The 25467-nt window shown below is 60.0% G+C and carries 16 protein-coding genes and 2 pseudogenes; 6 read left to right on the forward strand and 12 right to left on the reverse strand.

Features of this window, described 5'->3' with window-relative positions:
* Window positions 1-109: 109 nt before the first annotated feature.
* The 6 genes from coaD to J2D73_RS03530 form a co-directional block, all read right to left on the reverse strand.
* On the reverse strand, window positions 110-619 hold the full coding sequence (gene coaD, locus J2D73_RS03505) for a pantetheine-phosphate adenylyltransferase (protein ID WP_026398073.1): 510 nt from the start codon (window positions 617-619) through the stop codon (window positions 110-112).
* Window positions 612-3386: a DNA gyrase subunit A gene (gene gyrA, locus J2D73_RS03510; protein WP_207879423.1), complete on the reverse strand. Its 2775-nt coding sequence runs from the start codon at window positions 3384-3386 to the stop codon at window positions 612-614. The genes coaD and gyrA overlap by 8 nt, the downstream gene beginning before the upstream one ends.
* Window positions 3387-4633: 1247 nt before the next feature.
* Window positions 4634-5299, reverse strand: coding sequence for a glutathione S-transferase family protein (locus tag J2D73_RS03515; RefSeq protein ID WP_207879425.1), 666 nt, complete (start codon window positions 5297-5299; stop codon window positions 4634-4636).
* Between the two features lie 138 nt (window positions 5300-5437).
* Window positions 5438-5824, reverse strand: a complete 387-nt coding sequence (locus J2D73_RS03520) for a hypothetical protein (protein WP_207879427.1) — start codon at window positions 5822-5824, stop codon at window positions 5438-5440.
* 79 nt (window positions 5825-5903) lie between these two features.
* Complete coding sequence (locus J2D73_RS03525; RefSeq protein WP_207879428.1) at window positions 5904-6809, reverse strand: 4-(cytidine 5'-diphospho)-2-C-methyl-D-erythritol kinase; 906 nt, start codon at window positions 6807-6809, stop codon at window positions 5904-5906.
* Between the two features lie 138 nt (window positions 6810-6947).
* Window positions 6948-8753 (reverse strand): tetratricopeptide repeat protein, encoded by a 1806-nt coding sequence (locus J2D73_RS03530; protein WP_207879430.1) that lies wholly within the window; start codon window positions 8751-8753, stop codon window positions 6948-6950.
* Window positions 8754-8882: 129 nt separating this feature from the next.
* Between J2D73_RS03530 and J2D73_RS20990 the strand changes: the two genes are divergently transcribed.
* The 3 genes from J2D73_RS20990 to J2D73_RS03540 all read left to right on the forward strand — a co-directional run bounded on the left by J2D73_RS20990 (window position 8883) and on the right by J2D73_RS03540 (window position 12296).
* A complete protein-coding gene (locus J2D73_RS20990) occupies window positions 8883-9011 on the forward strand; it encodes a hypothetical protein (RefSeq protein ID WP_279380882.1) in 129 nt (42 codons plus the stop codon).
* A gap of 248 nt (window positions 9012-9259) precedes the next feature.
* Entirely contained in the window at window positions 9260-10153 is an 894-nt protein-coding gene (locus J2D73_RS03535; protein ID WP_207879432.1) for a uracil-DNA glycosylase, read from the forward strand.
* A gap of 184 nt (window positions 10154-10337) precedes the next feature.
* Window positions 10338-12296, forward strand: a complete 1959-nt coding sequence (locus J2D73_RS03540; RefSeq protein WP_207879434.1) for a transglycosylase SLT domain-containing protein — start codon at window positions 10338-10340, stop codon at window positions 12294-12296.
* Between the two features lie 706 nt (window positions 12297-13002).
* Here J2D73_RS03540 and J2D73_RS20645 read toward each other — a convergent pair.
* From J2D73_RS20645 to J2D73_RS03550, 3 genes and pseudogenes are all read right to left on the reverse strand, one after another.
* Window positions 13003-13274 (reverse strand): annotated as a pseudogene (locus J2D73_RS20645) (IS5/IS1182 family transposase); the annotation flags it as partial.
* A gap of 224 nt (window positions 13275-13498) precedes the next feature.
* Complete coding sequence (locus tag J2D73_RS03545) at window positions 13499-15721, reverse strand: calcium-binding protein (RefSeq protein ID WP_207879436.1); 2223 nt, start codon at window positions 15719-15721, stop codon at window positions 13499-13501.
* Between the two features lie 339 nt (window positions 15722-16060).
* Window positions 16061-16342, reverse strand: coding sequence for a hypothetical protein (locus tag J2D73_RS03550; protein ID WP_207879438.1), 282 nt, complete (start codon window positions 16340-16342; stop codon window positions 16061-16063).
* 546 nt (window positions 16343-16888) lie between these two features.
* On the opposite strand from J2D73_RS03550, the pseudogene J2D73_RS03555 reads away from it, so the two are divergent.
* Window positions 16889-17657: pseudogene (locus tag J2D73_RS03555) on the forward strand (IS5 family transposase).
* Window positions 17658-17666: 9 nt separating this feature from the next.
* Here the strand turns inward: J2D73_RS03555 and J2D73_RS03560 are convergent.
* Window positions 17667-18440, reverse strand: a complete 774-nt coding sequence (locus J2D73_RS03560; protein WP_207879439.1) for an SDR family NAD(P)-dependent oxidoreductase — start codon at window positions 18438-18440, stop codon at window positions 17667-17669.
* A gap of 807 nt (window positions 18441-19247) precedes the next feature.
* Between J2D73_RS03560 and hisD the strand changes: the two genes are divergently transcribed.
* A complete protein-coding gene (gene hisD, locus J2D73_RS03565; protein WP_207879441.1) occupies window positions 19248-20579 on the forward strand; it encodes a histidinol dehydrogenase in 1332 nt (443 codons plus the stop codon).
* Window positions 20576-21946 (forward strand): hypothetical protein, encoded by a 1371-nt coding sequence (locus J2D73_RS03570; RefSeq protein WP_207879442.1) that lies wholly within the window; start codon window positions 20576-20578, stop codon window positions 21944-21946. The genes hisD and J2D73_RS03570 overlap by 4 nt, the downstream gene beginning before the upstream one ends.
* An 87-nt stretch (window positions 21947-22033) precedes the next feature.
* On the opposite strand, the gene J2D73_RS03575 is transcribed toward J2D73_RS03570, so the two are convergent.
* Window positions 22034-23287 (reverse strand): flavin-containing monooxygenase, encoded by a 1254-nt coding sequence (locus J2D73_RS03575; RefSeq protein ID WP_207879443.1) that lies wholly within the window; start codon window positions 23285-23287, stop codon window positions 22034-22036.
* Between the two features lie 696 nt (window positions 23288-23983).
* Window positions 23984-25408, reverse strand: coding sequence for a cytochrome-c peroxidase (locus J2D73_RS03580; protein ID WP_341535015.1), 1425 nt, complete (start codon window positions 25406-25408; stop codon window positions 23984-23986).
* Between the last annotated feature and the right edge of the window lie 59 nt (window positions 25409-25467).

Genomic DNA, 25467 nt, shown 5'->3' on the forward strand with positions numbered 1-25467 from the left:
CGCCCGGACGGGCGGGGATCGACGAACGCCTCCCCTTACGACGCCCTCAGGCAAACGTAAAATCATGGAGGGGTTTCGTGATTGGAAAACTGGCGTCGGAACGCCGCGGTCAACGCCCCAGTTGCGCCTTGATGCGCCGTGCGGCGCCTTCGGGCGCGAAGTCGGATATATCGCCGCCGTAAAAGGCGATGTCGCGCACGAGGCTGGAGGAAATGGATTGCGTACGCTCGGACGCCATCAGGAAAACTGTCTCGATCTCCGGCGCCAGCTTGCGGTTGGCGCCCTGCATCTGGATTTCATAGTCGAAATCGCTCAGCAGCCGCAGCCCGCGAAAGATCAGCGAAGCGTTATAATCCCGCACCGCATGAACGAGCAGCTTGTCAAACCCGACCACCTCGATCTCCGAGCCAGTCTCCTGAATCAGGCGAGGAAGCTCATCGTTGATGCAGGCAATGCGCTCATCGCTCGACAGAAGCGGTTTCTTCCCGGCGTTCGTCGCCACGCCGATGACCAGCCGGTCAACGAGCCGCGCGGCGCGCTCGATCACGTCCAGATGCCCGAACGTGACCGGGTCGAACGTGCCAGGATAGAACCCGATCCGTGGCGACGACTTAGGCATTTTCCGTTCCGTTTTCTTCATCTGGCGCGGCGTCTTCGCCCTCCGAGTCGTCTTCCAGAACCGGGAACACGCTGGTGACCACCTCGGTTCCGTTGAGACGCAGAACTGTCACGCCACTGGCCTGACGGGACATGATCCGTACCTGGTCGACGGGCACGCGGATCAGGCGACCCGCGTTGGTGACAAGCATGACGTCGGTGCCCGGCAGGACCGGCAGTGTCGCCACGACCTCGGTTCCGCGCTTGCTGGACGAGAAGGTCATGTTGGAGATGCCCTGCCCGGCGCGGCCGCTCACGCGGTAGTCGTAAGCGGAAGAGCGGCGGCCAAAACCGCCATCGCTGACCGTCAGCAGGATTTCCTCGCCCGCCTCAAGCTCGGCGAAACGCTCGGGCGACAGGCTGGCGCCGGTCGTCGCGACCTCGTCCTCGGCCTCTGGCGCCACAGAGTCTTCGGCCTCGTCCTCGCCCGCCGCATTTTCCGCGCGACGTTTCGCTGCGGCGGCGCGGAGGTAAAGCTGACGCTCCTCCACAGTGGCGTCGACGTGGTTGAGTACGCAGAGGCTGTTCACCTCGTCGCCCTCGGCCAGCTTGATGCCGCGCACGCCCGAAGAATCGCGTCCGGCGAAGACGCGCAGTGTCTCGTCGGTGATCTGGAACCGGATGCAGCGCGCCTTGCGGGTGGCGAGGAACACGTCCTGACCTTCGCGGCAGGTCGCGACGCCGATCAGGCGATCGCCCTCGTCCAGCTTCATGGCGATCAGGCCGGAAGCGCGGATGTTGCGGAAATCGCTCAGGCGGTTGCGCCGAACGCCGCCACTGGCCGTACCAAACACGAGGTGCAGGGACTCCCACAGTTCCTCGTCCTGCGGCAGAGGCAGGACCGCTGTGATCGAGTCGTCGCCCAGATCAGGCAGCAGATTGACCAACGCGCGGCCCTTGGCGGTGGGGCTGGCCTCGGGCAGGCGCCACACCTTTTCGCGGTAGGCCTTGCCGCCGGAGGAGAAGAACAGCACCCACTGATGCGTGTGCGCGTTGAACGAACGGACCACGATGTCGTCGCCACGTCGACCGGCGGCCGTGCGGCCGCGTCCGCCACGGTTCTGTGCGCGGAACACGTCGAGCGGCGTGCGCTTGATGAAGCCGTCGCGGGTGATGGTGACAACCATCAGCCCCGGTTCGATCAGGCTTTCGTCCGTCTGGTCGCCTTCGTAATCGGTAATCTCGGTCATACGCGGCGTCGCGATTTCGGCGCGCGCGACGAGAATTTCCTCGCGCATCACTTCCATGCGGCGGATATGGCTGCCGATAATCGCCAGAAGCTCGTTGATCTTGGCGGCGACCTCGGTCAGCTCGCTTTGGATCTTCTCGCGCTCGAGGCCTGTCAGGCGCTGCAGGCGCAGTTCCAGAATGCCGCGCGCCTGCGCTTCGGTCAGGCGGACCAGGCCATCGATGACGACATTGCCCTCGTCATGGATCAGCGCGAGCAGCGGTTCGACCTCGGCCGCATCCCACTGCGCAGCCATGAGGGACTCGCGCGCTGTGGCGGCGTCAGGCGCCGCGCGGATCAGCCTGATCACTTCGTCGATATTGGCGACGGCGATGACGAGGCCGACGAGGATGTGCCCGCGATCACGCGCCTTGTTGAGGTCGAAGCGGGCGCGGCGGAGGATGACCTCCTCGCGGAAGGCGATGAACGCCGACAGAACCTCGCGCAGGCCCATCAGCTGCGGCTGGCCGCCGTTGAGGGCCAGCATGTTCACGCCGAACGAAGTCTGGAGCTGCGTGAAGCGGTAGAGCTGGTTGAGCACGACTTCCGGCGTGGCTTCGCGCTTGATCTCGATGACGACGCGCATGCCCGAGCGGTCGGACTCGTCGCGAATGTCGGAAATGCCCTCGACCTGCTTCGAGCGCACGAGTTCCGCGATGCGCTCCTGCAACGTGGCCTTGTTGACCTGATACGGAATCTCCGTGACCACGATCGCCTTGCGGTCCTTGCGGATCTCCTCCACCTCGGCCTTGGCGCGGATGATGACGGAGCCGCGCCCGGTGGCGAAGGCGTTGCGGATGCCGGAGCGTCCAAGGATCAGGCCGCCCGTCGGAAAATCGGGGCCCGGCATGATCTTCATCAGCTCTTCGAGCGTGATGTCCGGGTTCTCGATCATCGCCAGCGTGGCGTCGATGACCTCGCCGGGATTATGCGTCGGAATATTCGTCGCCATGCCGACCGCGATGCCCGTGGCGCCATTGATCAGCAGGTTCGGGAAGGAAGCCGGGAGAACCTTGGGCTCGTGTTCGGATTCGTCGTAGTTCGGCTGGAAATCGACGGTGTCGCGATCAATGTCGTCAAGCAGGAAGGAAGCCGCCTTGGCCAGACGCGCTTCGGTGTAACGCATGGCTGCCGGGCTGTCGCCGTCGACCGAACCGAAATTACCCTGTCCGTCGATCAGCTTGACGCGCATCGACCAGTGCTGGGCCATTCGAACCATGGCGTCATAGATCGAGGCGTCGCCGTGGGGATGGTATTTACCCATGACGTCGCCGACGGCGCGGGCCGATTTGCGATAGGGCTTGTCGGCGGTGAAGCCGCTTTCGCGCATGGCGTAGAGGATGCGGCGGTGAACCGGCTTCAGGCCGTCGCGCACGTCCGGCAGGGCGCGGCTGACAATGACCGACATCGCATAGGCGAGGTAGGAGGAGCGCATTTCCTCCTCGATCGTCACCGGAACGAGGTCCGAGGGCGGAATGGGCTGGTCGGGGGCGTCGGTCAAAGCGTTTCCGTCATGTCGTGGGCCGCGCAGCCCCCGGTGGAGGCGGGCGCGACAAATCTATTACAAAGCGGCGACACCCTAGCATATGCGAGTCAGGGCGGTAAGGCGTGGCGCGCCCGGAGTTTGTCGCGGTTGTTCCGGGGCTCTCTAGACACGGCAGATGGAACGTCCTTGCGCTCTGTCTCAAGCTGCGGGTTGTCTGACCTCCCACCCTTTTCCTCGAAACGCGGAGATCAAGGCAGGCATGTTCTTTGAGGCCCGACGGCTTTGAAGCGAAGCGCTTCAATAGATCAGATTTTTTGGTTCACTTTATAAAGGAATGGCGGGTTCGAACTGCGCATCGCGCAATGGCGTGCCCCGCACACGGCCATACTGGTGGGATCTCCGCCCGCTCGTTTAGCAGGCCCAGTCGCTCGCTGGCGTCTTTGGCGCGATCCGACGAAATGCCCAAGGTCTGGAAAACTTACGATAATACCAGTTTTCATTGCAAAATTTGGCATCCAGCCTCTTTGGTGGGGCCACAAAAAGAGCGCCGTTTACGAAAATGTGGTCGCTCAGCTATCCAGATGTCTGAAATCCGACCAGAAAACCTGAATCGCCTGCAATGTTTGTATAGTTCTTTTTTCATGATCGACGTGAAATATTCTAAAAATCCCCTTTGCTTCGCCAGAGGTGTCGGGATGACCGTTTGATAGTTCTTGTTGAAGAGGCTTGAGATAGAATTTTTAAAGTCACACCGTTAATACTTATTTATATCAAAAAAAACGTCAAAATATGAACGCCAAATGAAAGATATAAATAAAATAAACAATATATATAAAAATATAAATATAGAAATTGAAATTATTATTCTAGATTTAACGTTGTTTTTTTCATAAAAACGGAATTTTTTTAGAAAAAATCAATAAATATGTTTATAATAACAACTGAAATAAAAATAAATAATTAAATATTTCTGATAATTATTAACGATTTCCGGTTCGATAATGATATGGTTCATCAGAAAACATGCTTAATTCAACAACAAATATTGATATTTATTATCATTTTATCAATATCTATACTGTGACGGGTTGTCTCTAGGTCATTTTTCCTTCCCAAGCGACGGTTCTGACCAATTCAGGACCCGATGCTGCAACCCCGGTCATAATAACGGGGTAAACGCAGGCTACCTGCGAATTCGGCGGATGTCTCCAGCAAGACATGGAAAACGCCGGATTCAACCCAACGCGGGCAACGTGTCTCGCCTATTCCGCGTAGACGTAAGCGCCACCGCGCTCCAGCGCCCGACGATAGGCCGGTCGGCTGTGGATACGGTCGAGAAACGCCGCCACGAACGGCGTCTTCGGCCCCGCCGCCGCGCGCGACGTTGCAGCTTCCAGAGGGAAGCTCATCTGTATGTCGGCGGCGCTGAACTGCTCCCCCGCGAACCATGAACTGCGAGACAGCGAGTCTTCCCAGAAACCCATATGAAGTCGAATTTGCGGATCAATGAAGCTTCGGCTCGTTTTGTCCGCGATCATCCTGACCAGCGATTTTACAAGAAAAGGAGAGCGTCCAGGAAGCATCGAGAAGACCAGCTTCAGAAGCAACGGCGCCATCGCGGAGCCTTCTGCGTAGTACATCCAATATGTGTAGCTGAGTTTTTCGGCTGTCCCTTCCGGCGGGACCAGGCGTCCACCGCCATATGTCGTTACGAGATAGTCGATGATGGCGCCGCTCTCAGCGACGGTTCTGTCACCGTCCTGAATCACGGGCGCCTTGCCGAGTGGGTGAATCTTCCTCAGTTCCGGCGGCGCCAGCAGAGACCCCTGCCGTTTGTAGACCCTCAACTCGTATGGAACGTCCAGCTCCTCCAGAAGCCACAGGATGCGCTGCGAGCGTGAGTTCTCAAGGTGATGGACGATGATCATCTATGCTGGCTCCGTCCTGGCCGCAGGTCTTCGGGCGGCGCGGGACTATACGTGAACGCGCCAGAGCGGCTGGAGGTATGTAGAGAAATTTGCATTCTGGACAGTCGTCATGCGTCGGTTCATGCGGGCGTCACCTGTTCAGTTAGCGCGTTTGGCTGCGGCCCTGACGTCGAGGTGAAGCTGTTTGTGCAATTGCAGGCCATGCGCCAGTCGCTCCGCGTCTTTTGGGAGCAGCGTGAAGCCCAGTGGCCCGTAAGCCGGGTGTTGGAAAGCCAGAATCGAACCGCCGGATTCGACATCCGGCTGCACCGCCCAGCTTGTGCGCCGCACTGGCGTAAACTTTGCGCCCTCGATGCTGGGAGTCACATCGCCGCCCAGCGTCTGGTTTACTGCGCCCAGCGCCGTGATGAGGCTGGCCAGTTGCGCGCGGGACAGATTGAGCGAGAACGAAGCCTCGTCCGCCGTGAAGGCCACGGTTGCGTGGGTGCGGTCATCCGATACGGCGATGTGAACTTGTGGTTCCATACTGCTCACCCCTGTTGCGCGCTGAACGCGGCACTCTTTCACGAAGACGTGCGCCTGCGCCATAGGTTGCGTCCGATTTTCAGGCCGCCGGTCGGCTTTCGGAAGTTTTCTGGCGTCCGGCAAGGCCGCCCGCCCAGACCCACCACGATCGCGCCGGAGTAAGAGCGCTCAATTGCCCCGCCGCACGCCGTGCCGCCTCCGGCGTGTCGAAGATCCCAAAGCATGTCGCGCCTGAACCGCTCATACGCGACAGCAGGCAGCCGGGGAGTGCGTCAATCGCGGCGAGCACATCGCGGATTGTCGGGCATAGCGCGCAGGCGGCCGCTTCCAGATCATTATGCAGGCGCGACAGATCAGTCGCCATTTCCGCGGCGTTCGCCCATGCGGCAGGCAATGCAGGGGCTTCGGAAAAACCACCGTCGCGCGCGCGAAATACTGCGGGCGTCGAGACGCCGAGCCCGCAATTCACCAGAATCATGCCGCAATCAGGGAGCGCGGGCGCGGGATCAAGGCGCTCGCCAACGCCGCCCATTCGCGCGGAGCGCTGCGCGAGACAGACCGGCACGTCTGCGCCGAGTTTTTCCGCCAGTTCGAACAGGCGCTCTTCAGGCACGGCAACGTCCCAGGCCCGCTGAAGCAGCCGCAGCGCCGCCGCCGCGTCGGCCGAGCCGCCGCCGATTCCCGACGCCACGGGCAATGCCTTTTCAAGAGTCAAAGCGCCTGTCGGCGCGCGTCCGGCTTCCTCAGCCAGCAGGCGTGCGGCGCGCATGACGAGGTTGTCGTCGGTTGCGCCCGTCGAAAGCCCAGCGCCGAACGGACCACCAACAGACAAGGAAAGTGCGCCGGCGTCGGGTGAGAACGACAGTGTGTCGGCGGCGCCGGCGAACACGGCGAGGCTGTCCAGCAAGTGATAGCCGTCGTCCCTGCGGCCGGTCACGTGCAGGTAGAGGTTGATTTTCGCGTGCGCGGTTTCGGTCAGGATCAAGAACTTCAGTCCGGTCTGGCGCCCGGAACGGGGCGCGCGGCGAGGGAGGGCGTCCGCCCCGTATGTCGATCATCGGGCTCCCCCGGATCGAGGTCTGCTCTAGCCCGAATGACGTTTTCATTCAAAAGCGGGCGGTGGTTAGCCGCCGTTGGTCGCTGTCGAAGACGCGGCAGGCGACGCAGGCGCACCTGCGCCCGCGTCGTTGAGCGCCTTGCGGATCCGTTGCAGATCATCGGGTTCGGGCTTCAGGCCCAGAGCCACGTTCCACTGATCGATGGCTTCCGTCTTGCGGCCCAGACGCCAGTAGGCGACGCCAAGATGGTAATTCACCTCCGGGTCGAGTGGCGTTTGCTCAGCCGCATGTTCCAGCAGCGCCTCTCCCTCCTGCGTCTGGTGGTTCTCGAGCAACGCCCAGCCAAGGCTGTCGCGGATCGCCGCGTCATCGGGATCGAGCGACGCTGCGCGCTGCAGCATCGAGATCGCTTCGTCCTTGTGAAGACCGCGCTGCACCCATCCGTAGCCCAGGAAATTCAATATCAGCGGCTCGTCCGGCATCAGCTTGCGCGCCTCCTGGAGGTCTGCTTCGGCGCGAGCCCAGTTCCCGGCGCGCTCGTAGGCGGCGGCCCGTCCGAACAGCAACGTCCAGTCCGTGAGATGCGCGGCCTTTGCCGAGGCGATGGCGCGGTCGTAGGCGGCCGCCGATCCGGCCCAGTCTTTCTGTTCGAACAGAAGCATGGCCAGTGCGCGACAGATCAGGATTTGCCCGGGCTGGCCTTTCTCCAGATCCTCCAGTTCGCGGCGGGCGTCGACAGGATCGCCAAGCGCGTCCTGCAACAGCGCCGTGCGGTAACGCGCCACCCGGATCAGCGGATCCGTCGGCTCCACGCCGCGCAGGACCTGCAACGCGATATCCTTGTGGTCGCTGTTCTCCTCCACTTCGGACAGCATCAGGCGTGCGACGGAAAGGTGAGGATCGAGCGACAGCGCCATGCCCAACATCATGCCTGCCGCCGCGTCGATCTGTTTTTCCGCGTCGGCCTGACCGACATGGGCGGCCTGCTGGCGCAACACGTAAGCCCCCATCACGTAGGCGTAGGCGGCGCCTTCGGGGATGGTCGTCACCGGCGGAGCTGTGATGGCTTCCTGAAGGTCTGCGCTGGCGAGGGCGAGCGGCGTGGGAGAGTCCGTCAGGCGACGCAGAAGCGCGCGTCCTTCCAGCCCGTGTCCGTCCTGCCAGAGCAGATTGGCGCGCGCGCGGGCCAGCAGGAGATCGTCGCCTGTCGTTTGAGTCGTCGCCTGTCGGAACAGTTGTGTCGCGCGAGCTTTGTCGCCAGCGACGGAGGCGATGAGGCCCGCATGGATGACATAGAACGGGGTCATCGGCGAGGCGGCGCGCTCCGGCCCTGTCAGCAATTGGATCGCTGCGTCTGTCTTGCCTGCTCCGGCGAGGCTCCACGCATTGAGAAACGGTTCGAGTAGCCGTGTAAGGGCGTCTTTCGGCATCGCCGCGAAGGTTTCGACTGCGGCGCGCCAGTCCTGCTTGAGGATTGCGCTGTTCCCCAGCACGAAGGCGGTGACGATCGTCCGTTCCTCGGGGTGTCCGGATATCGCGCGTGCGAGGGCCGGAGCGTCAGCCGTTCCCGCCAGAGCGCTCTGGATAAACGCCTGACGCGTCAAGGCAGCATCGCGCGGATCGACGGCGAGCGCCGCGGCGAAGCGCCGTGCGGCTTCCGCGTGATCGTCCTGCCGCGCCGCTTGCAGGGCGACGAGGTAATCGGACGAGTCGACAGGGGAGAGAGTGGTGGCGCCGGACGGGGGCGCAGCTGGCGCGGTATGGGCCGGAGGGCGATGGACGTCCGCCGCGTACGCTGAAATATTCGCGCCGAGTCCGCCCCACAGGATCGGCGTCAGGAGAGCGAGGAGCGGGGCCGGACGAGAGGGCATGGCGTTCTTGTACTCTTGTATAAAGACTGAAGCGTCAGGGCGCCGGGAGAAGAGGCGTCGCGTGGTATTGCGCCTTATGGTCTTAAGGCATTGTGTTAGGGACGTCAGGGCAGTCGGAAGATTCTCTTCATGGCTCTGTGGTTGCGCGTCGTCACCGTCTTTTCGGGGCGCCCGGATTGGCAGGCGTGGTCCGCCACGCCGCTCCCACACTGTAATACGACGGCGGGATCGAAGGCGTTCGAAGCAGCCGGGTCGTAGGGACGGGCGCAATGGGCCAGGCGGACAGCGTCTGAGCAAGGGGATCTGGCGATGGCGGGAATCTCCAGGCTGCGGCCCGCGTGGCGGGATTTCGTCAATACGTGTAACTCGACGAAGGGGTTGCGCCAAATCATGATGCGACCGCGGCAGGAGGTGGCTATGGGGCGTCGGAACGGCAGCATGGCGGTTCAGTGCGACCGTTCATCAGCTTTGGCTGAAACGCCTGATCGAACCATGTGGAGCGTTTGATGGAACGCGAAATTGCCCAGGCTCCGTCGCGTGCAGACATCGCAGCGCTGATGCGCATGCAGATCGAGTGGGGGGTCGATGCGATCCTCGACGATGCACCGCACGATCGTTTCGCGGACTCGGCGCGTAACACCGTCAAACCTCCAGCGGAGGTCGCTGAGGCGAGGGCTTCGGCTGCGTCGGTTGGCGCTGGGCAGGCTGGGCGTGAGCCTGCTACCGGGGCGCAGGCGACGGTCGCCTCTGCCTCGCCATCGGCGCGCAATGTGGCGACGGCTGGCGCCGAACCCGCCCTCCCGGATGTAGCCACGTTGCTCGGACTCTCAACGGTCGAGGCGCTAGCGGCCGCGATAGAGAGCTTCGACGGGTGCACGTTGCGGACAACCGCAACCCACACCGTGTTGCCCCGCGGGCCGGTCGGCGCGCGCCTGATGGTGATCGGCGACGCGCCCGATGCGGACGAGGATCGCAGCGGGGCGCCGTTTTCGGGAGCGTCCGGCGCCCTCTTCGACCGGATGCTGTCGAGCATCGGCCTATGTCGGGAAGAGATGGCGTTGGCTTCGTCGATTCCGTGGCGCCCGCCGGGTGGCCGTCCGCCTTCGCGCACAGAGAGTCTGGCATGCCGTCCACTGCTGCTGCGAGCGATCGGCCTCTACCAACCCGAACGTCTGCTGTTGTGCGGTGGGCTCGCGACCCGGATGATTCTGGGTGAGGACGCGAACCCAGGCAGGTTGCGGGGGCGGTGGAGAATGAGCGGATGGGGCGAGGAATGGGGACCGGAACGCCCTGCGCTACCGATCCGACACCCGCTCCAGTTGCGCGTCGGTTCTTCCGCTCGTCGAGAGATATGGAACGATTTACTGTTGTTGTCTGTTACTCTTGATGAACTGCGGTGAAATAAAGGCGCCGTCGCCAAATATTTGTTTAAATATGTCAGGAATACGATTTTTATCATTGCTCGTTGTGATCGAAGTAATATCCTGAATTCAATGCTTTAGAGGTGGATACGTGGACCGTATTGGTGAGTGGATCAGCGAAAGCTTGCCTTTGTGATCGGGAACTTATAAACCCCGCCGGACTATGCGAGTCATCGGACAGTTCTCCCAAAATGTAGCCGTGCGCGTTCTGCTCGCGGGCGCAGCCTTGTTGACCGGAGCGTCAGCCACAGCGAGGGCCTCCGCCCCCGGCTCGGGCGGCGGCGATGGTGCGGCTGACGCCGAAAGCGGGGCGCGGCTCGCACGTTCCGGCGAACAGTACGCCATGGCGATCCCTCGCTTCGCAGCGCACGGCGGGGACGATGCCGTAGCGCTCCCACGGCCGCTTTCTTCCGATATTGCGACATTGGTCCGGTCGATATTTCGGCTCCAGCGGCAGGGCGCATTTCCCGATGCGCTCGCGGCCACGACCCGGCTGACCGACTCGACACTGCTCGGCGACATACTGGCCGAGCGCTATCTCAATCCCGCGTATCACCCCACGGCTCTGGAACTGAGGCAGTGGCTCCACGCCAATGTCGACATGGCGGACGCTCCGGCGGTGTTTGCGCGCCTGTCCTCCATGCCGGATCACGGCGCCCTGCCGTCCCAACCGTCATCAGTGATGCTGGGCGGCGTCGGCGGCGTGAATCGTGACGATCCTTTCGACCGGGCCTTCAGCCGCAATCCGCTGCTGGACCGGACTGTGGCGGAGCGTGCGACGCAGGGCGTCAAGGGCGCCCGCAGCGCTATTCACCTGATCTCGATAACACCCGGAATGACTGCGCCATACGCTGCCCAGCTCGGCGGTGAGGTCGCGCAGGTTCTCCTGAGTCAGGGGCATGGCGCCGAGGCGCTAGAGACGGCGACCGACGCATTCGTCCGCGGCGACGGAAAAGTCGGCTTTCCGGCCTATGTCGCTGGTCTTGCGGCCTGGGCGCTTGACCGCAAGGCTGACGCCGCTCCCTTCTTCGAAACCGCCTCGCGGACGCCGCTTGCGACGCCGGAGCTGAAATCGGCCGCCGCGTTCTGGGCGGCCCGCACGCATCGCGAACTCGGCGAAGACAGCGCATTCCGTCCATGGTTGCAACGCGCCCTGACGGCTCCGAACAGCCTGTACGGCCTGCTCGCGCGCCGAATGCTCGACCGCGCGCCGCGTCATTCGTCCGGCGGCAGCGTGACGAACGCCACGCTGGAAACCCCCGTGGACGACGTTCCGGTGCGGCCCGTGTTGACTGAAATCGACGTGGAGGCCGTCGCCGCTACCCCGATCGGCAAACGCGTCTTTGCGTTGTTGCAGGTGGGAGAGCAGGAACGCGCGGAGAACGCCTTCCGTCGCTACTGGACGAATGTGCAGCACGATACGGCTCTGGCGCGCTCCATGCAGCTGGTGGCCGAAGCGGCTGGGCTGAACGACCTCGCGCTCGAGATGGAGGACTCCATTCAGAGCCTGACGCAGGCCGCCGATCAGGAAGCGCCCAATCTGCCGCTGCCGTCGCTGCATCCTCGGCACGGGTTCACGGTTGATCCGGCGCTCGTCTACGCGCTGACCCGTCTGGAATCGAATTTCAAGCCTGGCGCGGTATCCGGCGCCGGGGCACATGGGTTGATGCAGTTGCAGCCTGTGACGGCCGGGTTCGTCACAGGCGACGCCGCGCGCTTCACTGCGGCGCCGGAAGCGTTGCACGATCCGGGGCTGAACCTTGAGATCGGGCAGACCTATGTTCGCTACCTTGCCCATCTGACGGCTTCAAGCGCTGCGGCTTCACCGGACGGCGGGGACCTGATTCGCCTGCTGGCCAGTTACAACGCAGGTCCTGGCGCGATTGGGCGCTGGGAAGCGGCGAGCGGCGCTGCTGCCGATCCTCTCCTTTACATGGAGCGCTTGCCCAATCCGGAGACCCGGGTCTACGTGTCGCGGGCGCTGTCGTATCTCTGGATTTACGCTGAGCGTATGAGCCTGCCAACGCCTTCGCTAGAGGCTCTGGTGCGTGGCGAGTGGCCTGCGTTTGCGGCCGAGCAGACGCTCGCCACGACGCGGGGCCGCTCGCATCTGATTCACTGATCGGGCGACTTCTCGTCGATCAAGGGTTGCCCTGACCCCGTCTAGCATGTACAAGCCGCCCCGTTGGTGAGAGCCGGTAGCTCAGTCGGTAGAGCATTCGACTTTCAATGGGAGCGCGGTCGGGAAACCGGTCGTGGAACAGGCCTTAAATTCGGTGAACGCTCTGGCTCACGCCGTGCCGATACCGAGCCAAGCAAGTCGGTTACGACTTGAAGGTGTAGAGACTTGACAGGGCCCGCCTAAAGACCTCGGTCCATGGCGAAGATAAAGTCCAGACCACGAACCTTTACGGGCGGCGAAAGCCGAAGTGGTACGTAATCGAATGGTCGAGGGTTCGAGTCCCTCCCGGCTCACCAATATCCCCCAAAACTGATTGCTTTCTGATTTCGACCGAAAGGTCTTGGGGCACGGGCTCGCAATGCGTCCGAGTGACGGTCTGGTCGCGTCGCTTGTGTAAACGAGCCTGCTCTCTCCACGCGGGATAGGTGGCTCTTCCGGCATTCTCTGGACGAATCTGTCGAATCTATAGATAGTTGGCGTAATGCTTGTAGGTGGCGCCAACCGAACTCGGCGGAGATTGGGGGACGAAATATCGTCGTTTCGTAAGAAACACGCAGATGGTGACAAAGCATGCCACCTTCGGATGTGCCTAGCGTTTACTGCTTTCTGTCCACAATTCAAATCGCGAGGAACGATTTCATCGAGCAATGGCATGGATTTTGGTGACCGGTCTGCCACGGGATCGTCCGATGGCCCGATCTGCACCCTTTTTTTACGGACGTCCGCGCTGTGCTGGTGAGCGTGGACAATCGTGCTGTCGATCATCATGTATTCGTTGTCATGGTTAGTAGCCAGATTTCGGATAATCCGTTCAACCACGCCAATTTCGCACCAGTGGCGCAGTCGTCGGCGCACGTTCTCCCAATCACCAAAACGGACAGGCAGATCGCGTCAAGGCATGCCCGCGCGATGACGATAACTCCGACGCCTATTCCGCTTAAACGCCATGCTCGACGCGGGGTTACTCTCCGAGATTACCGCAGTGGCCGGCAGCGGATCTCGCTTCTCGACTGACGCGGCGCATGAGAAGCTAGAGCGCGAGAGCGCACAAGGGGGGCTTCGCTCGACGCAGGCAAATGACAGATTCTCTAAAAAGCGGCCAAACGACCGCGAAGTCCCCAATTTACAATATTCGGACGCGACTACCAAATAGCTACGCGATCGCTTGCGATCGACGAGACGTTGTCGAGTTTGATCGTCAGGTTTTGAATAGACAGAATTGTCGAACCCCCTACATCGGCCTGACTGGCCAGCATCGCCGCCTTCTGAGCCTCAGTGAACAGATTGTTCGGGTGAACTGCGGGATCGTTCAGGAGTATGAGCATATTCCCCTGAGCGCCGTTGAAATCGGTGATTTCGATATACCCTGCGTCCATGTCGTTTGGCGCCACGAATGTGTTCGCCTCCCCCGCGCCTCCTGTGAGTATGTCGTAGCCGTCGCCTCCGACGAGCGTGTCGCTGTAGACTCCGCCGATAAGCACATTCCTGGCGTGCGGGTTTGTTTTTGACGCCCACGCAGAAACGCCTGCCTTGGATGAGCTGGCGTCCATTATTTCGTCACCCTCGCCCGCAACGAACAGCGCGTTGACCGATGAGATGAAGGTCAAATTCGTCGTGTCGCTGCCAAAGACGCTGACGGCTCCAAGCGAAACGTTGGACGGACCGCCAGCGGCGGGCGCGGAGGTTCCTGTCGCGATGAGCGTTGTGGCTCCCTTGGGGTTCACCAGCTCAATCTGACCAGAGGAGGTGAATGTGGCGCCAGTAGTGTTTGACCCGAACAGGAACGTTCCTGCGTCTGACGTCACCGTGTTGTTCATGCCTCCAAATATGCTTGTATCACCTGTTGCCCTGATGGTGTTGTTGTTCGACGAGACGATTTGGGACCCTGTCCCCATGGTGATGGTGCTGCCGGTTATCGAGAACAATTGCGCCGAGCTGCCGGTGGTTATGGTCGAATCTGTCACCCGTGAAAGACTCAGGCTTTTCCCGGCGGTGATAGTTTGGCCGCTCAGATCTGTCAGAGTGACGCCGTCGCCGAGCCTGAAGGAGGAGCTGGCGATCGTCACGCCGGTCGCGTTGAGGGAATCGAACAGGCCGGACAAAGTGATGGTGGCCATTCCGGACAGTGTGAGATCGCCGCCATCGCCGTGCACGAACAAAGTCGTGCCGTTCGCCGTAATGTCAGCGTCGTGTGCCCCAATTTCGATCGCGTCGTCGCCGTTCGAGGTTATGTATTGAACATTCGAAACTGCGGATCCAGTCAGGTTCACGCTGGCGGAGCCCCCGGCGACAGTCGCGGTCTGGGCCCAGCTGTCGTCCTGGGAAACGTCGGAAACGGTCTGGATGGCTGACCCTACGGACGACGCATACGTCACAGCCTGGCTATCGTCGGAGGTAATCTTGATCCCACTCACGTCGACGGTCGCCGACATCGGGGTGTTCGTCTTCCCGGCCCTGTCATCCGTGGAGGCATTTGACTCGAGGCCGATGAATGCCTGCGAAAGGCTCCAGTTCGACAGGTCTTCGTAATACCGCGCATTCTTGCTGTCGGATTGGACGATCTGGCTGATCATCTGGTCAAGCGCGGCGTTCAGGTTGATCTTCACCGTCGAGAACTTCGACTGCGCCTTCGCCGGAAGCGTTTCCACTTCGGTGCTGTAGAGCGTCGTCGCTCTGGAGGCGACCGTAATCATCGAGGCCGTAGGCGACACGTTGAACATCTCGCCTGTAGTGAGCGGGCTTGTCAGCGTGCTGTAGCGCATCTGCGCGTAGCTGGAGTTGCGGGAATCGAACAGGTTGAGCTGAAGAAACAGCCCAACCGTCGAAAGACCCGAACCCTCGGGCGCATTGAATGCGACGACAAACTGATTGCCGAAGCTCGCGTTTCCGGTGTCCCCGGAGATGGCGGCAATTCGCTCTTGCGCTGTAAAGGTGATGCTGCGATCGAAGGTGTATTGCGCGGTCGGCGCGCTCAGCGTCTGCAGATACAGGTCGTTCAGCGCCCCTCCCCCGGCCTGCAGTTGATATGTGTATTTGCCGCCGCCCATCGAGATGACAGAATTTGGCGTGTTATAGACCACCAACGATGCGTTGCCATTGGCGCTGGAGACCGCGCCCTCATGCCAAGACGCGATCGGCGTTCCAAGAATAGAATCGTCGTCGTCTGCGTCAGCGAAGATCGGCGCCGACGGATCGAAATACTCGGTAGCCCGCCATTGGGTGACGCCCCATTCGCTGTCGAACAGCCCGGGTATAGACGACGGTGTGTCGCCGTATTGCTCCACGCCGCCAATGACCTCGCCATTGTTGAAGAGCAGGTTGGGGCCGTCATCGGACGGGTCCGTCCAAATGCTCCTGACGGTCATGGCCGCACTGCTCCGGTGGGGGGGGCGGCCGCGCTGCTCCTGCTGCGCCACGCCGACAATGATATTTTCTTGTGAACGACATAAGAAAAATTTGTTTTTATAACGTGATGGTTTCTGGTGTGGTCAGGACGTAGTGATGATTCCAGAGAAAGGGTTCTCTTGGATTTTGGTGTGTGATTCATGGTTGATTTTTGAATTCGGCCCTGATGGCGCCAAACGTCGGCGCCCGTCGTGGTGACCAGCGGGAGTGGCTGTGCGGCCCGATCCTCGCCGCCAGCGTTGCCCATCGACTTCTCGTTGGTCAGATCACAATTGTATATTATTGTGAAATATTCTTTATTAGACACGTGAATTTCCTTCAACAAAAAATTCGCTCGTGATGGCTCCCATCACGGGCGCAACAGGTTCGTGCGGGCCAGTCGAATCCCCCCTTTTCCGTGACCATTTGAGGATGGCCTTGAGCATGTTGAGGTTGAAAATTTCGTTCTGCTCAAATTGGATTTTGGGACGAAGAATCAGATTCCGCTTTACCGTCAACACGTCCCCTAGCGTAGACCCTGGATAGGCGAAGGCCGCACTTAAGGTCTCACCAATCTGATACGATACAATAAGATTAGGCATATCTATTTCTATATATTTCACTAACTCATCCATCGGCGAGAGTTTGTGCGACCAGGTCGGCTTACGGTGAGAGCTATGGTGATGCTCCACTAGCGGTGAACTGACGCCGCACACGAAGAAAGAATTTAGATTTAAAAATGCATGCCCCAAAAAGACGCTTTCGTCTAAGACGAATAGCGGTAGCAAATAAGACGATATTTCTATAAATGTTCGTTCAAGTAACTAAGGTGCAGTCGCGTTAAGTCCGCAGTGAGTTACAAACGGCATCGCTTTTCGCGCGAGCTGTTTGCAAATGCGGTGTGATTGTATTTCCAGCTTCTGCTGAGCTTCAGATTGATCGATGAAAAGCCGCTCGAGCGCGGGATTGAGGCCACATATGAGACAATCCGTCGCTGGAGCCTGAAGTTCGGAGCAGTACTTGCCCGAGGGTTTCGTCGCAGGCACCCTGCTCTAGGGTGTGTTGTCAGTTAAGCGGGAGGATTATGCTGTTTGCACTCCCGTTTGATTTGTGATTTTTCTCCTTGCTTTGGAGTAACGAGAGACTGAATGCGTCGGTATGCTCTGAGCGATGGTCAGTGGGAGCGGATAAAAGCATTTCTCCCGAGGCGCGAAGGTCATGTCGGTAAAACGGCTGCAGATAGCCGTTTGTTTGTGGAGGCGGTCCCGTATCGTTACCGTGTAGGCATTCCCTGACGTGATCTGCCTGTCCGGTTCGAGGACTGGGAGAACGTGCACCGGTGGCTGCGTCGCTGGTGTGAAAGCGGTGTGATTGAACGGATTGCCGACAACTGACTTCTGACCATGACAACAAATACATGTGGATCGACAGCACGGTCGCCCGCACTCACCAGCACAGCACAGCACAGCACAGCACAGCACAGCACAGGGCCCGTAAAAGGGGCGAGCGGAACGGAACAGGCCATCGGACGATCCTGTGGCGGACTGACCACAAAAATCCATGCTATTGTCGATACCGCCGTAAACGCAGCGGTTCTTTCCCCGACACCTGGGCAAGGTGCGGACAGCACTGAAGCAACGCCATTGCTCGGCGGAGTCGCCCCCCAGGCCTTCATCGCCTACAAGATTCAAGACGCCGATCCGCTCATCGAAAAACGCGAGCACCGGGGGATCGCACCGGTTACCCCGCCAAAGAAAAATCACATCTGCTCAAAAAACAATTTTTTCAATATATAAAAAGAAATATCGTTGAGTGCTTCTTCGTTAGAGTGAAGCAGTTCCGAGTCGTAGCGACAAGCTGAAGTCAACTGTCCTCGCAGTCGTGCAACTCGTCTCCGTCATCAGCGGAGTTTTCTGACAACGCGCCTTAGATTGACGCCAGATACCCGCCATCGACGGGCAGGCATTGCCCGGTGATATAGGAGGCCGCGTCTGACGACAGGAAAACCGCGGCCCCGACAAGATCGTCGACTACGCCGAAACGTCCGAGAGGGATCTTGGCTTGCATCGATTCGACCCATGTCGAATTCTCGTAAAACTCTCTCGTCATGTCTGTACGAAAATAACCGGGAGCAATCGCGTTGACCCGAATGCCCAGAGGCGCCCATTCGGCGGCCAGAGCGCGCGTCATTCCCAGTATCCCTGATTTGGACGATCCGTAGGGCGTTGCCGTGGGCACGCCGACATACGAGGTCAGGGAAGCCAGGTTGATGATCGCGCCGCGTGCGCGCTCGGCCATATGAGTGGCGGCGGCCTGCGCGACAAAAAAAGCTCCTTTCAGGTTGGTGTCGATAATTCTGTCCCAAAGTTCTTCTTCGATATCGAGAGAGGGGCAAACTTCTTCAACGCCTGCGTTGTTGATCAACACGTCGATTTGGCTGATGGCGGCGAACGCTGATCGAATTCCCGATACGTTTGTCTGATCGAGCGCGATCTGGTCGACAGCACTCCCTAATGCTGAAATTTCAAGGGCAGTTTCCGCAAGTGAATCGATTTTACGCGCGGCGATGATGACGTGGCATCCGGCCTGGGCGAAGCCCAGCGCGAGCGCCCGGCCGATTCCGCGACTGGCTCCCGTGATCAGGACGCGGCGATCTTTCAGGGAAAACCGCTGCCACAGCAGACGCTCGTCGTGGTTCATTGTTTGCCCTTGATGACTGGTTTTCGCTCTCTTCTTAGTATACGAGCACGGGCATCCTGCTTTGCTCAAGCCTTATGATCGTGGATGAGGTTCTGGATAGCCTGGCTTCTGACGTCTTCGGTCAGTATACGGATTCAGCGCGTTTTTCTGGCCGCACGCGACGCTTCGCACTCAAGCTGTTTGTCCGCTGCTGTATGCGGCGCGTTAAGACAATGAGCGCAGTCTAGCGTTGTAGGCGGGGCCGCGTCGCCGTTCGGAGAAAATATTATAATATAGAAAACTCCCTTTAATTTTAATAATTGTCGACTCAAAAATCCTATATAATATAAAATTATTCATAAATATACAGTTATTTTTGATTTATTATGCTTGAATAAATAATGACATTTTACATTACTACTCATTTCGATGATAATTACATTGTATCCTGATTGTAAAATGTCCATCGGTATAGTTTTTCTCGAAGCCTTGATATGAAAAAAACTATGAGGTTTCCTCGAGCAGATGACTTTCATTCCGAAATCGTGACATCTATCGTTTTGCTGATGACAGACCGTACGTAGAGGGTGATCGTCAGAAGCGAAAGGGTGCGTGCTTCCATGCCTTGATACCCGAAGCCCATTCACCAACCCGCAAGGCTGCGGTTTGGGGCGCATTTTTTTCCGTTGCCGCCGGAACCAAGTGCGCAACGTCCAGCGGGCCCGCGAACGGCCGGGGCCCGTGTTGACGGCATTGCGCGTGGGGCCTTTCGCCTTCCTATCTTCACGCGGTCGTTCTCGTGCGCCGCTCAACGCAGGAACCATCTCGATGTCTGATTTCTCCGTGACTTTCCACGATCTCAGCGTGACCAAGGGCTTCTCTCCTGAGCTGATTAAACGCACGGAGAGCGACCTGTCTGTTTTTCTTGAGCGTGTGAAGCCTATCATTGAGCGGGTCAAGCAAGATGGCGACGCCGCCCTGCTGCATTTCGCTCGCGAACTCGACGGGGTGACGGCGTCGGAGATGACGATCCGCGCGACGGAAGAGGAGTTCGACGAAGCGTTCGCCGTGATCGAACCCGACGTAATGGACGCCATCAAATACGCCATAGGGAACATCCGGCGCTTTCATGAGGCGCAAAAGCCCGAAGATAGCTGGATGATAGAGGTTCAACCCGGAATCTGGGCGGGAGACCGGTGCCTCCCCATCGATTCTGTGGCGTGTTACGTGCCGCGTGGCAAAGGATCGTTCCCGAGCGTCCTGAACATGACGGCCATCCCCGGCACGGTTGCGGGCGTGCCGCGTCTGATCGTCGTGACGCCTCCAGCGCATGACGGGCGCGTGGACGCGGGAACGTTGGTGGCGGCGCGACTGATCGGGGTCAAGGACGTCTATAAGTGTGGCGGAGCACAGGCGGTCGCAGCGGTCGCCTTTGGTACGGAAACAGTGCCTGCCTGTGCGAAAATCGTCGGTCCGGGTAGCCCATACGTGGTGGCGGCGAAACGTCTGCTGAGCGATATTCTCGATCCCGGCGTGCCTGCGGGGCCGAGCGAGGCGATTATTCTCACTGACGACAGCGTCGATCCGGTTCTTGCCGCCCTGGATCTGATCATTGAATCCGAGCATGGACCTGATTCTTCCGCCTGGCTCGTCACCAGCAGTCGCCGCGTGGCGGAAGGCGTACGCACGGCTCTGGAAACTCATTGGGCGGCAATGGAAGCGAAGCGGGCAGGCTTCTCTCGTGCTGTTCTTGGCGGCGAGCATGGCGGCATTATTCTGACCAAAGATTTCGACGCGGCAGTCGCGTTCACCAATGCCTACGCGCCTGAGCATCTTGAAATCCTGACCGCCGATCCGATGGCCGATCTGGGCCGCATCCGTAACGCGGGAGAGGTCCTTCTCGGGCATGCGACGCCGGTGACGCTGGGTAATTATGTGCTCGGTCCGAACGCGGTTTTGCCGACCAATCGTGCTGCGCGGACACACTCGCCGTTATCCGTTCATGATTTCATGAAACGGATGTCGTTCGCCCGCGTGTCTGACGAGGCGTACCCCGAAGCCGCATGGCATGCGGAACGCTTCGCGCGGTTCGAAGGTTTTGACGGTCATGCACGCGCGGTCTCTTCCGCCCGTCCAATGCCAGAGGTTGCGCTGCGATGAGCGTCGCCGCGCCGCGCGAAGTGGGAGCCGCCGGGATATTACGCGCTAGGCGTGAAGGTCGACTTGATGAGGCCGGTCTGGCGCTTGCGCAACTGATCAGGGAAGAGTTCGGCTTTGAGTCTCACGATATTTCTTTCGGTACAGACGGCTACAGCCTCAATTCAGTAAATGGATTCGTGACGCGCGACGACGGCGCCGTATTCTTCTTCAAGTTTCATCATGAGGAAGGCGAGGAGTCGGTTCTCGAGGAATTCTATCGTGGCGAGATCCTGCAGGACGCGGGATACCCCGTGGATATGCCGGCTTATGTGTGTCGGCGGGTAGGGCGTCAGATTCTGCTCTACGACCGGCGCGCCACGCCGCGTCTGGCGGACGCGGCACGCGCTGTGGATCAGGCGAGTCCGCTCGCGGGCGGCGATCGTAAGTCTCTGACGTGCGCGCAGGATGCTCTCGATCGTCTCAGCGTCAGAATATATCGCGATACCTGGCATCCGATCGATGCGGTGGAGAGCGCCGCCGAGCCGATCCATCAGCTATTCTACCACCGGCTCGCCGCTCCGGCGGGTGCGGATGGCCATGTTTCTCTGGGCGGCCGTGCGGCCGCATTCTTTGCTGACGACCGACTCTTCGCGTTGTCGGGCGCGACGCTGACAGGGGCGCAGGTGAAGGCGCTCGACTGGGTGATCGACGGCACGCGCTATGAAGGCACGCTTGGCGGCATACTCGAGCGCAGTCTCGCCCTGCTATCGCCTGCATCCCTCGCGCGGTATGGCGGCGTGATCGCGCATGGCGACGCACATAACGCCAATGTCTGGTTCACGGTTGCGAAAGGCGATGCGCCTGCCTCACTCACCTTTTTTGATCCGGCGTTCGCTGGGCGTAATATTCCGGCACTGCTCGCCGAGGTGAAAGCGACATTTCACAATATCTTTGCCCATGCCGACTGGCTTTACCATCCGGCTGACCTTGCCAGGTCCCCTACGCTCCGGCTGGAGGGAGGCGTCGCGCATGTGACGACCAACTGGTCGCTTACGCCTTTGCGGCGTGCTTTTCTGCAAGGCAAGGCGCGTCTGTTGTGGCGTCCGTTGTTGGTGGATCTGCACGCTCGTGGCGCTCTTCCTGCAGAGTGGCGTGAGACCTTGCGCTGCGCGTTGTTCTGTTGCCCGACGCTGGTCATGGACCTGCGTGCCCCACCGCCGGAAATCGCCGCGACCGAGCAGCCCGCGCGCCACACGTCCGCTTCGTCCTTGCTGGGGCTGTCGATCGCAATGATGTGTGGCGCCCCCGCTCTGGGCGAAGATCTGGTGTCGCGGTTCCTGACCTCGATCGATCCGGAGACAGCAGCGCCATCGTTTGAGTCGATCTGAGATCAGGCCGCTACAAGCAGGGTATTTGTGGCGGGCGACGCCTTACGCTGCTGACGCCAGAGCAGACGCCAGCAGCGTAAGGTAATGTCACGCAAAGGGGGACGTCTCGCGCTCGGCGATGTGGCCGGCGAGATAATCCGCGTCGTGCCATACTCCCCAGATGAAGGGCGATGCGCGCCGCGATAGCCACGCGAGGCCGAGGAAGTAGAGGCCGGGCGTCTCTGAAACGCCGCAATCATGGCGCGGCTGTCCGTGCTCGTCAAAAACGTCAAGATCTATCCATCCGAAATCCAATCGATAGCCGGTCGCCCATATGATCGTTCTGATCCCGGCCTTCGCCAGATCCAGTGCCGTCAATGGATTTGTCACGCAGTCCGGCAACGCGCCAAGTTCGCGTGCTTCGGGTTCTTCGGGCAGATCGAGGCCATGTTCGCGGACGTAAACGTCCGCTGCGTCGAGCATCGCAAGATAATTGGCGTCGCCGGCGGCCACGTTGCGTTCGAGATCGGCGGCAAAACGCAATGCGCCGTTCTCATAAGCTTCGGTGCGACCGACAAGGGTGATGCCCGTCGCCGCGATATCACGAAAATCGACCGTATGCCCGCCGCGCGCGCCGCTGACCGCAATCGTCACATGTTCGGTGCCGGGGCCGGGAACTTTCATGTCCCACATTCCCAGAACGCCGAGCCACCAGACGAAATCGCGCCCACGGTAACGGCGGGGCGGCCGGTCATGCGGGCCGACGGAAAGCCATACGTCGCGTCCTGCGCGGCGCAGTTCCGCGGCGATCTGTGCGCCCGACGATCCGGCGCCGACCACGAGCACGCCGCCGTCACGCAAGGCGCTCGGGTTGCGGTAGGCGTTGGAATGAATCTGGTCGACGCCGCTGTCCGGCGGCAGAATGGCAGGGAAGGTCGGCCGCTGAAACGGGCCGGTAGCCACGACCACGTTTCGGCACCGGATCGTCCCGCCAGCCGTCTCCGCTTCGAAGCTTTCTCCTTCCGGGGCGCTGCGCAGCGCTGTGACTTCAACGCCGCAACGAACGGGCGCGCCGATCTGGTCTACATATCCCTCGAAATACGAGACGATATCGGATTTCGATGCGAAACTGTCAGGATCGAGTTGCTCGAACTTGCGGCCAGGGAAGCGGTCATGCCACGCTGGGCCGTTTGCGACGAGGGAATCCCAACGCTCCGCGCGCCAGCGCTGGGCGATCTTTCCGCGTTCGACAACAAGATATGGAATGTTTCGCTTGCCGAGATGTTCGCTCATCGCGATACCCGCCTGCCCTCCGCCGATAATGAGGGTATCGACGGTTTCCACTGCATTTCCTGCCGACATGCCGGAGGTTTCTCCTGAACGGACATATGAAGCCTCTGCCAGAGGCGCGTAATCCTTGCTAGTGAAATTCCAACGAGATCGAAACAATTGAATTGATAGGGTTTGCTTAGAATTTTCCTAAGAAGAGCCGATATTCTGTGCCGGAAAAAAGATTTGGACTCCAGTATTTTTCTCGAACATGTGCGCAGAAACCGCTGCCCTCAGGACGACGTCGCCTCCTGGATGCGTTCTTCGGACGGGTATGTCTTTCGCCAGAGAAGCGTTTTGGCGAGTCTAATTGTTTGCCAAAAGGTGTGAGAGCGCATGGCGAACGCGACGCGTCGCAATTTGGTCACGTCGCTGCTGGGGGGCGTGTCATTGCACGGCGATCGAAACGAAGGCCTATCTTTTATGCGCCTCTAGACGCCCCGGACACGGACATCGAGGAAGCGGTCCTGAAAGCCTTCGTCAAGTGTGAGGGGCCTGGCAAGTCAACTCAGTCCCGTTTTCCATGATTCCGCTTTTACTATGAGGCCAATAGCCCGCCCTGTTGTGGATCCGACGTCTAGACTTATGTATCCGTTGACCGGCCACTGTCGGATTGACGAAAACTTCTTGAAGCTACCGCGGCCGGTCGATTGCGAGGACGTCGGAACGCAGCATCTCAGAAATCCGAGCGGCGCGACGGCGAAAGCCGTCGGCCGATCCTCCAAGGTTTTACTGTCCGGCGCCGGACGTCGCATCCAGGGGCTTGCCGTTGTAACGTCCGGTGAGCGTTTTCAGAAATGCGGTTATATCATCGATATCATTTTTCGACAGATCATGACGCGGGGTCTGGTAGAGCGCCATTTTGCGCACGGCCTGCTCCAGTGTCTTGGCGCTTCCGTCGTGGAACCATGGGCCTGTCAGCGCGACGTTACGCAACGTCGGCACGAGGAAACGCTCGCGATCGAGTTCGTCCTGCGTCACTGCGATGCGTCCGCTGTCGGCGTCGGTCAGCGCGCCGCCGCGCTCATGAAAGTAATCGCCTTCCAGACCCATGACTTCCATTGCGCCGCCGCCCATGGCTGGACCGTTATGGCAGCCTGAACAGCCAACACTCTTGAAGAGTTCGTAACCGTGCTTTTCCCGAGCGTTCAGCGCGGAGGCGTCCCCTTTCAGATACAGGTCGAAGCGACTATCCGGCGTGATCAGCGTTTTTTCATATTCCGCGATCGCGTCGGTAATCGTGTCCTTGCCAACCGGCTGGTCGGGATAAAGCCGGGCGAATGCGTCTGTATAATATGGATCGGACGACAGCTTCCCCGCGACCTCTGACCAATCGTGCGACCCCATCTCCTTCGGGTTCATGACCGGCCCCGCCGCCTGATCGGCCAGAGTCCTTGCGCGCCCATTCCAGAACTGGACGATGTTGTAGGCTGAATTGTAGACGGTCGGCGCGTTGATGGGGCCCTTCTGGCCTTTGATGCCGGTTGCTGTCACCAGATTGTCGACGCCGCCCTTGTCCAGTCCATGGCAACTGGCGCAGTTCAATGTGCCGTCGCCGGAAAGGCGTTTGTCAAAAAACAGTTTTTCTCCGAGAGCGACCTTGTCCTTATCGACTGGCAGGCTCTCGGGGATGGGCTGTACAGGTTCGGCCGCGAAAGCGGGCGCGACCCCGGCCGTCTGGTAATGCGCGCGTCGCTCCGCCTTCACCCAGTCCAGAATGGCGTTACGCTGATCGCCCGACAGATGCGCATGCCAATGCATCAGCAGATACTGCGCCGGAGGCATCCGGTTTTGTTGAATGACCTCTTCGATACGCGACAGCTGCTCTTCGCTCGGCGCTTCGCCTTTACGAAACGCCTCGATCACCGGCTCCATCCGGAAATGACGCAGGCCTTCATGCAGGTCGTGTTGCATCAGTTGGTGAGCGCCCGGCAGGCTTGCATAAAAGGGGAGGGCGGCGCCTTGCGTATGGCAATAGTCGCAACGCGCTTCATCCAGAGCGTTGAACGCGGCCAGAGCGACCGGGTTGTGCTGCGTGGGGGATTCCGCAGGAAGCTGTGGCGCGCCAGCACGATCATAATACGTCAGATAAGCAACCGTAGCGCCGTAAGCGAGCAGGCCAGCCCCTGCGATTCCCAGAACAATGCGTTTCACCTGCGCCCCCATGTCGATGCTATGCATTTTGTGCATTGATGTGAGGGGTAGGCGTTAAT

Source organism: Acetobacter sacchari, assembly GCF_017377715.1.
GTDB classification, from domain to species: domain Bacteria; phylum Pseudomonadota; class Alphaproteobacteria; order Acetobacterales; family Acetobacteraceae; genus Acetobacter; species Acetobacter sacchari.

Bases quoted from the DNA above. Each gene is read 5' to 3' on its own strand.
- J2D73_RS03535 (WP_207879432.1), top strand. From the start codon at position 9,260: ATGGAACGCGAAATTGCCCAGGCTCCGTCGCGTGCAGACATCGCAGCG.
- J2D73_RS03575 (WP_207879443.1), bottom strand. From the start codon at position 23,287: ATGTCGGCAGGAAATGCAGTGGAAACCGTCGATACCCTCATTATCGGC.
- J2D73_RS03520 (WP_207879427.1), bottom strand. From the start codon at position 5,824: ATGGAACCACAAGTTCACATCGCCGTATCGGATGACCGCACCCACGCA.
- J2D73_RS03560 (WP_207879439.1), bottom strand. From the start codon at position 18,440: ATGAACCACGACGAGCGTCTGCTGTGGCAGCGGTTTTCCCTGAAAGAT.
- J2D73_RS03550 (WP_207879438.1), bottom strand. From the start codon at position 16,342: ATGCCTAATCTTATTGTATCGTATCAGATTGGTGAGACCTTAAGTGCG.
- J2D73_RS03515 (WP_207879425.1), bottom strand. From the start codon at position 5,299: ATGATCATCGTCCATCACCTTGAGAACTCACGCTCGCAGCGCATCCTG.
- J2D73_RS03570 (WP_207879442.1), top strand. From the start codon at position 20,576: ATGAGCGTCGCCGCGCCGCGCGAAGTGGGAGCCGCCGGGATATTACGC.
- J2D73_RS20990 (WP_279380882.1), top strand. From the start codon at position 8,883: ATGGCTCTGTGGTTGCGCGTCGTCACCGTCTTTTCGGGGCGCCCGGAT.
- hisD (WP_207879441.1), top strand. From the start codon at position 19,248: ATGTCTGATTTCTCCGTGACTTTCCACGATCTCAGCGTGACCAAGGGC.
- J2D73_RS03540 (WP_207879434.1), top strand. From the start codon at position 10,338: ATGCGAGTCATCGGACAGTTCTCCCAAAATGTAGCCGTGCGCGTTCTG.
- coaD (WP_026398073.1), bottom strand. From the start codon at position 619: ATGCCTAAGTCGTCGCCACGGATCGGGTTCTATCCTGGCACGTTCGAC.
- J2D73_RS03545 (WP_207879436.1), bottom strand. From the start codon at position 15,721: ATGACCGTCAGGAGCATTTGGACGGACCCGTCCGATGACGGCCCCAAC.
- J2D73_RS03530 (WP_207879430.1), bottom strand. From the start codon at position 8,753: ATGCCCTCTCGTCCGGCCCCGCTCCTCGCTCTCCTGACGCCGATCCTG.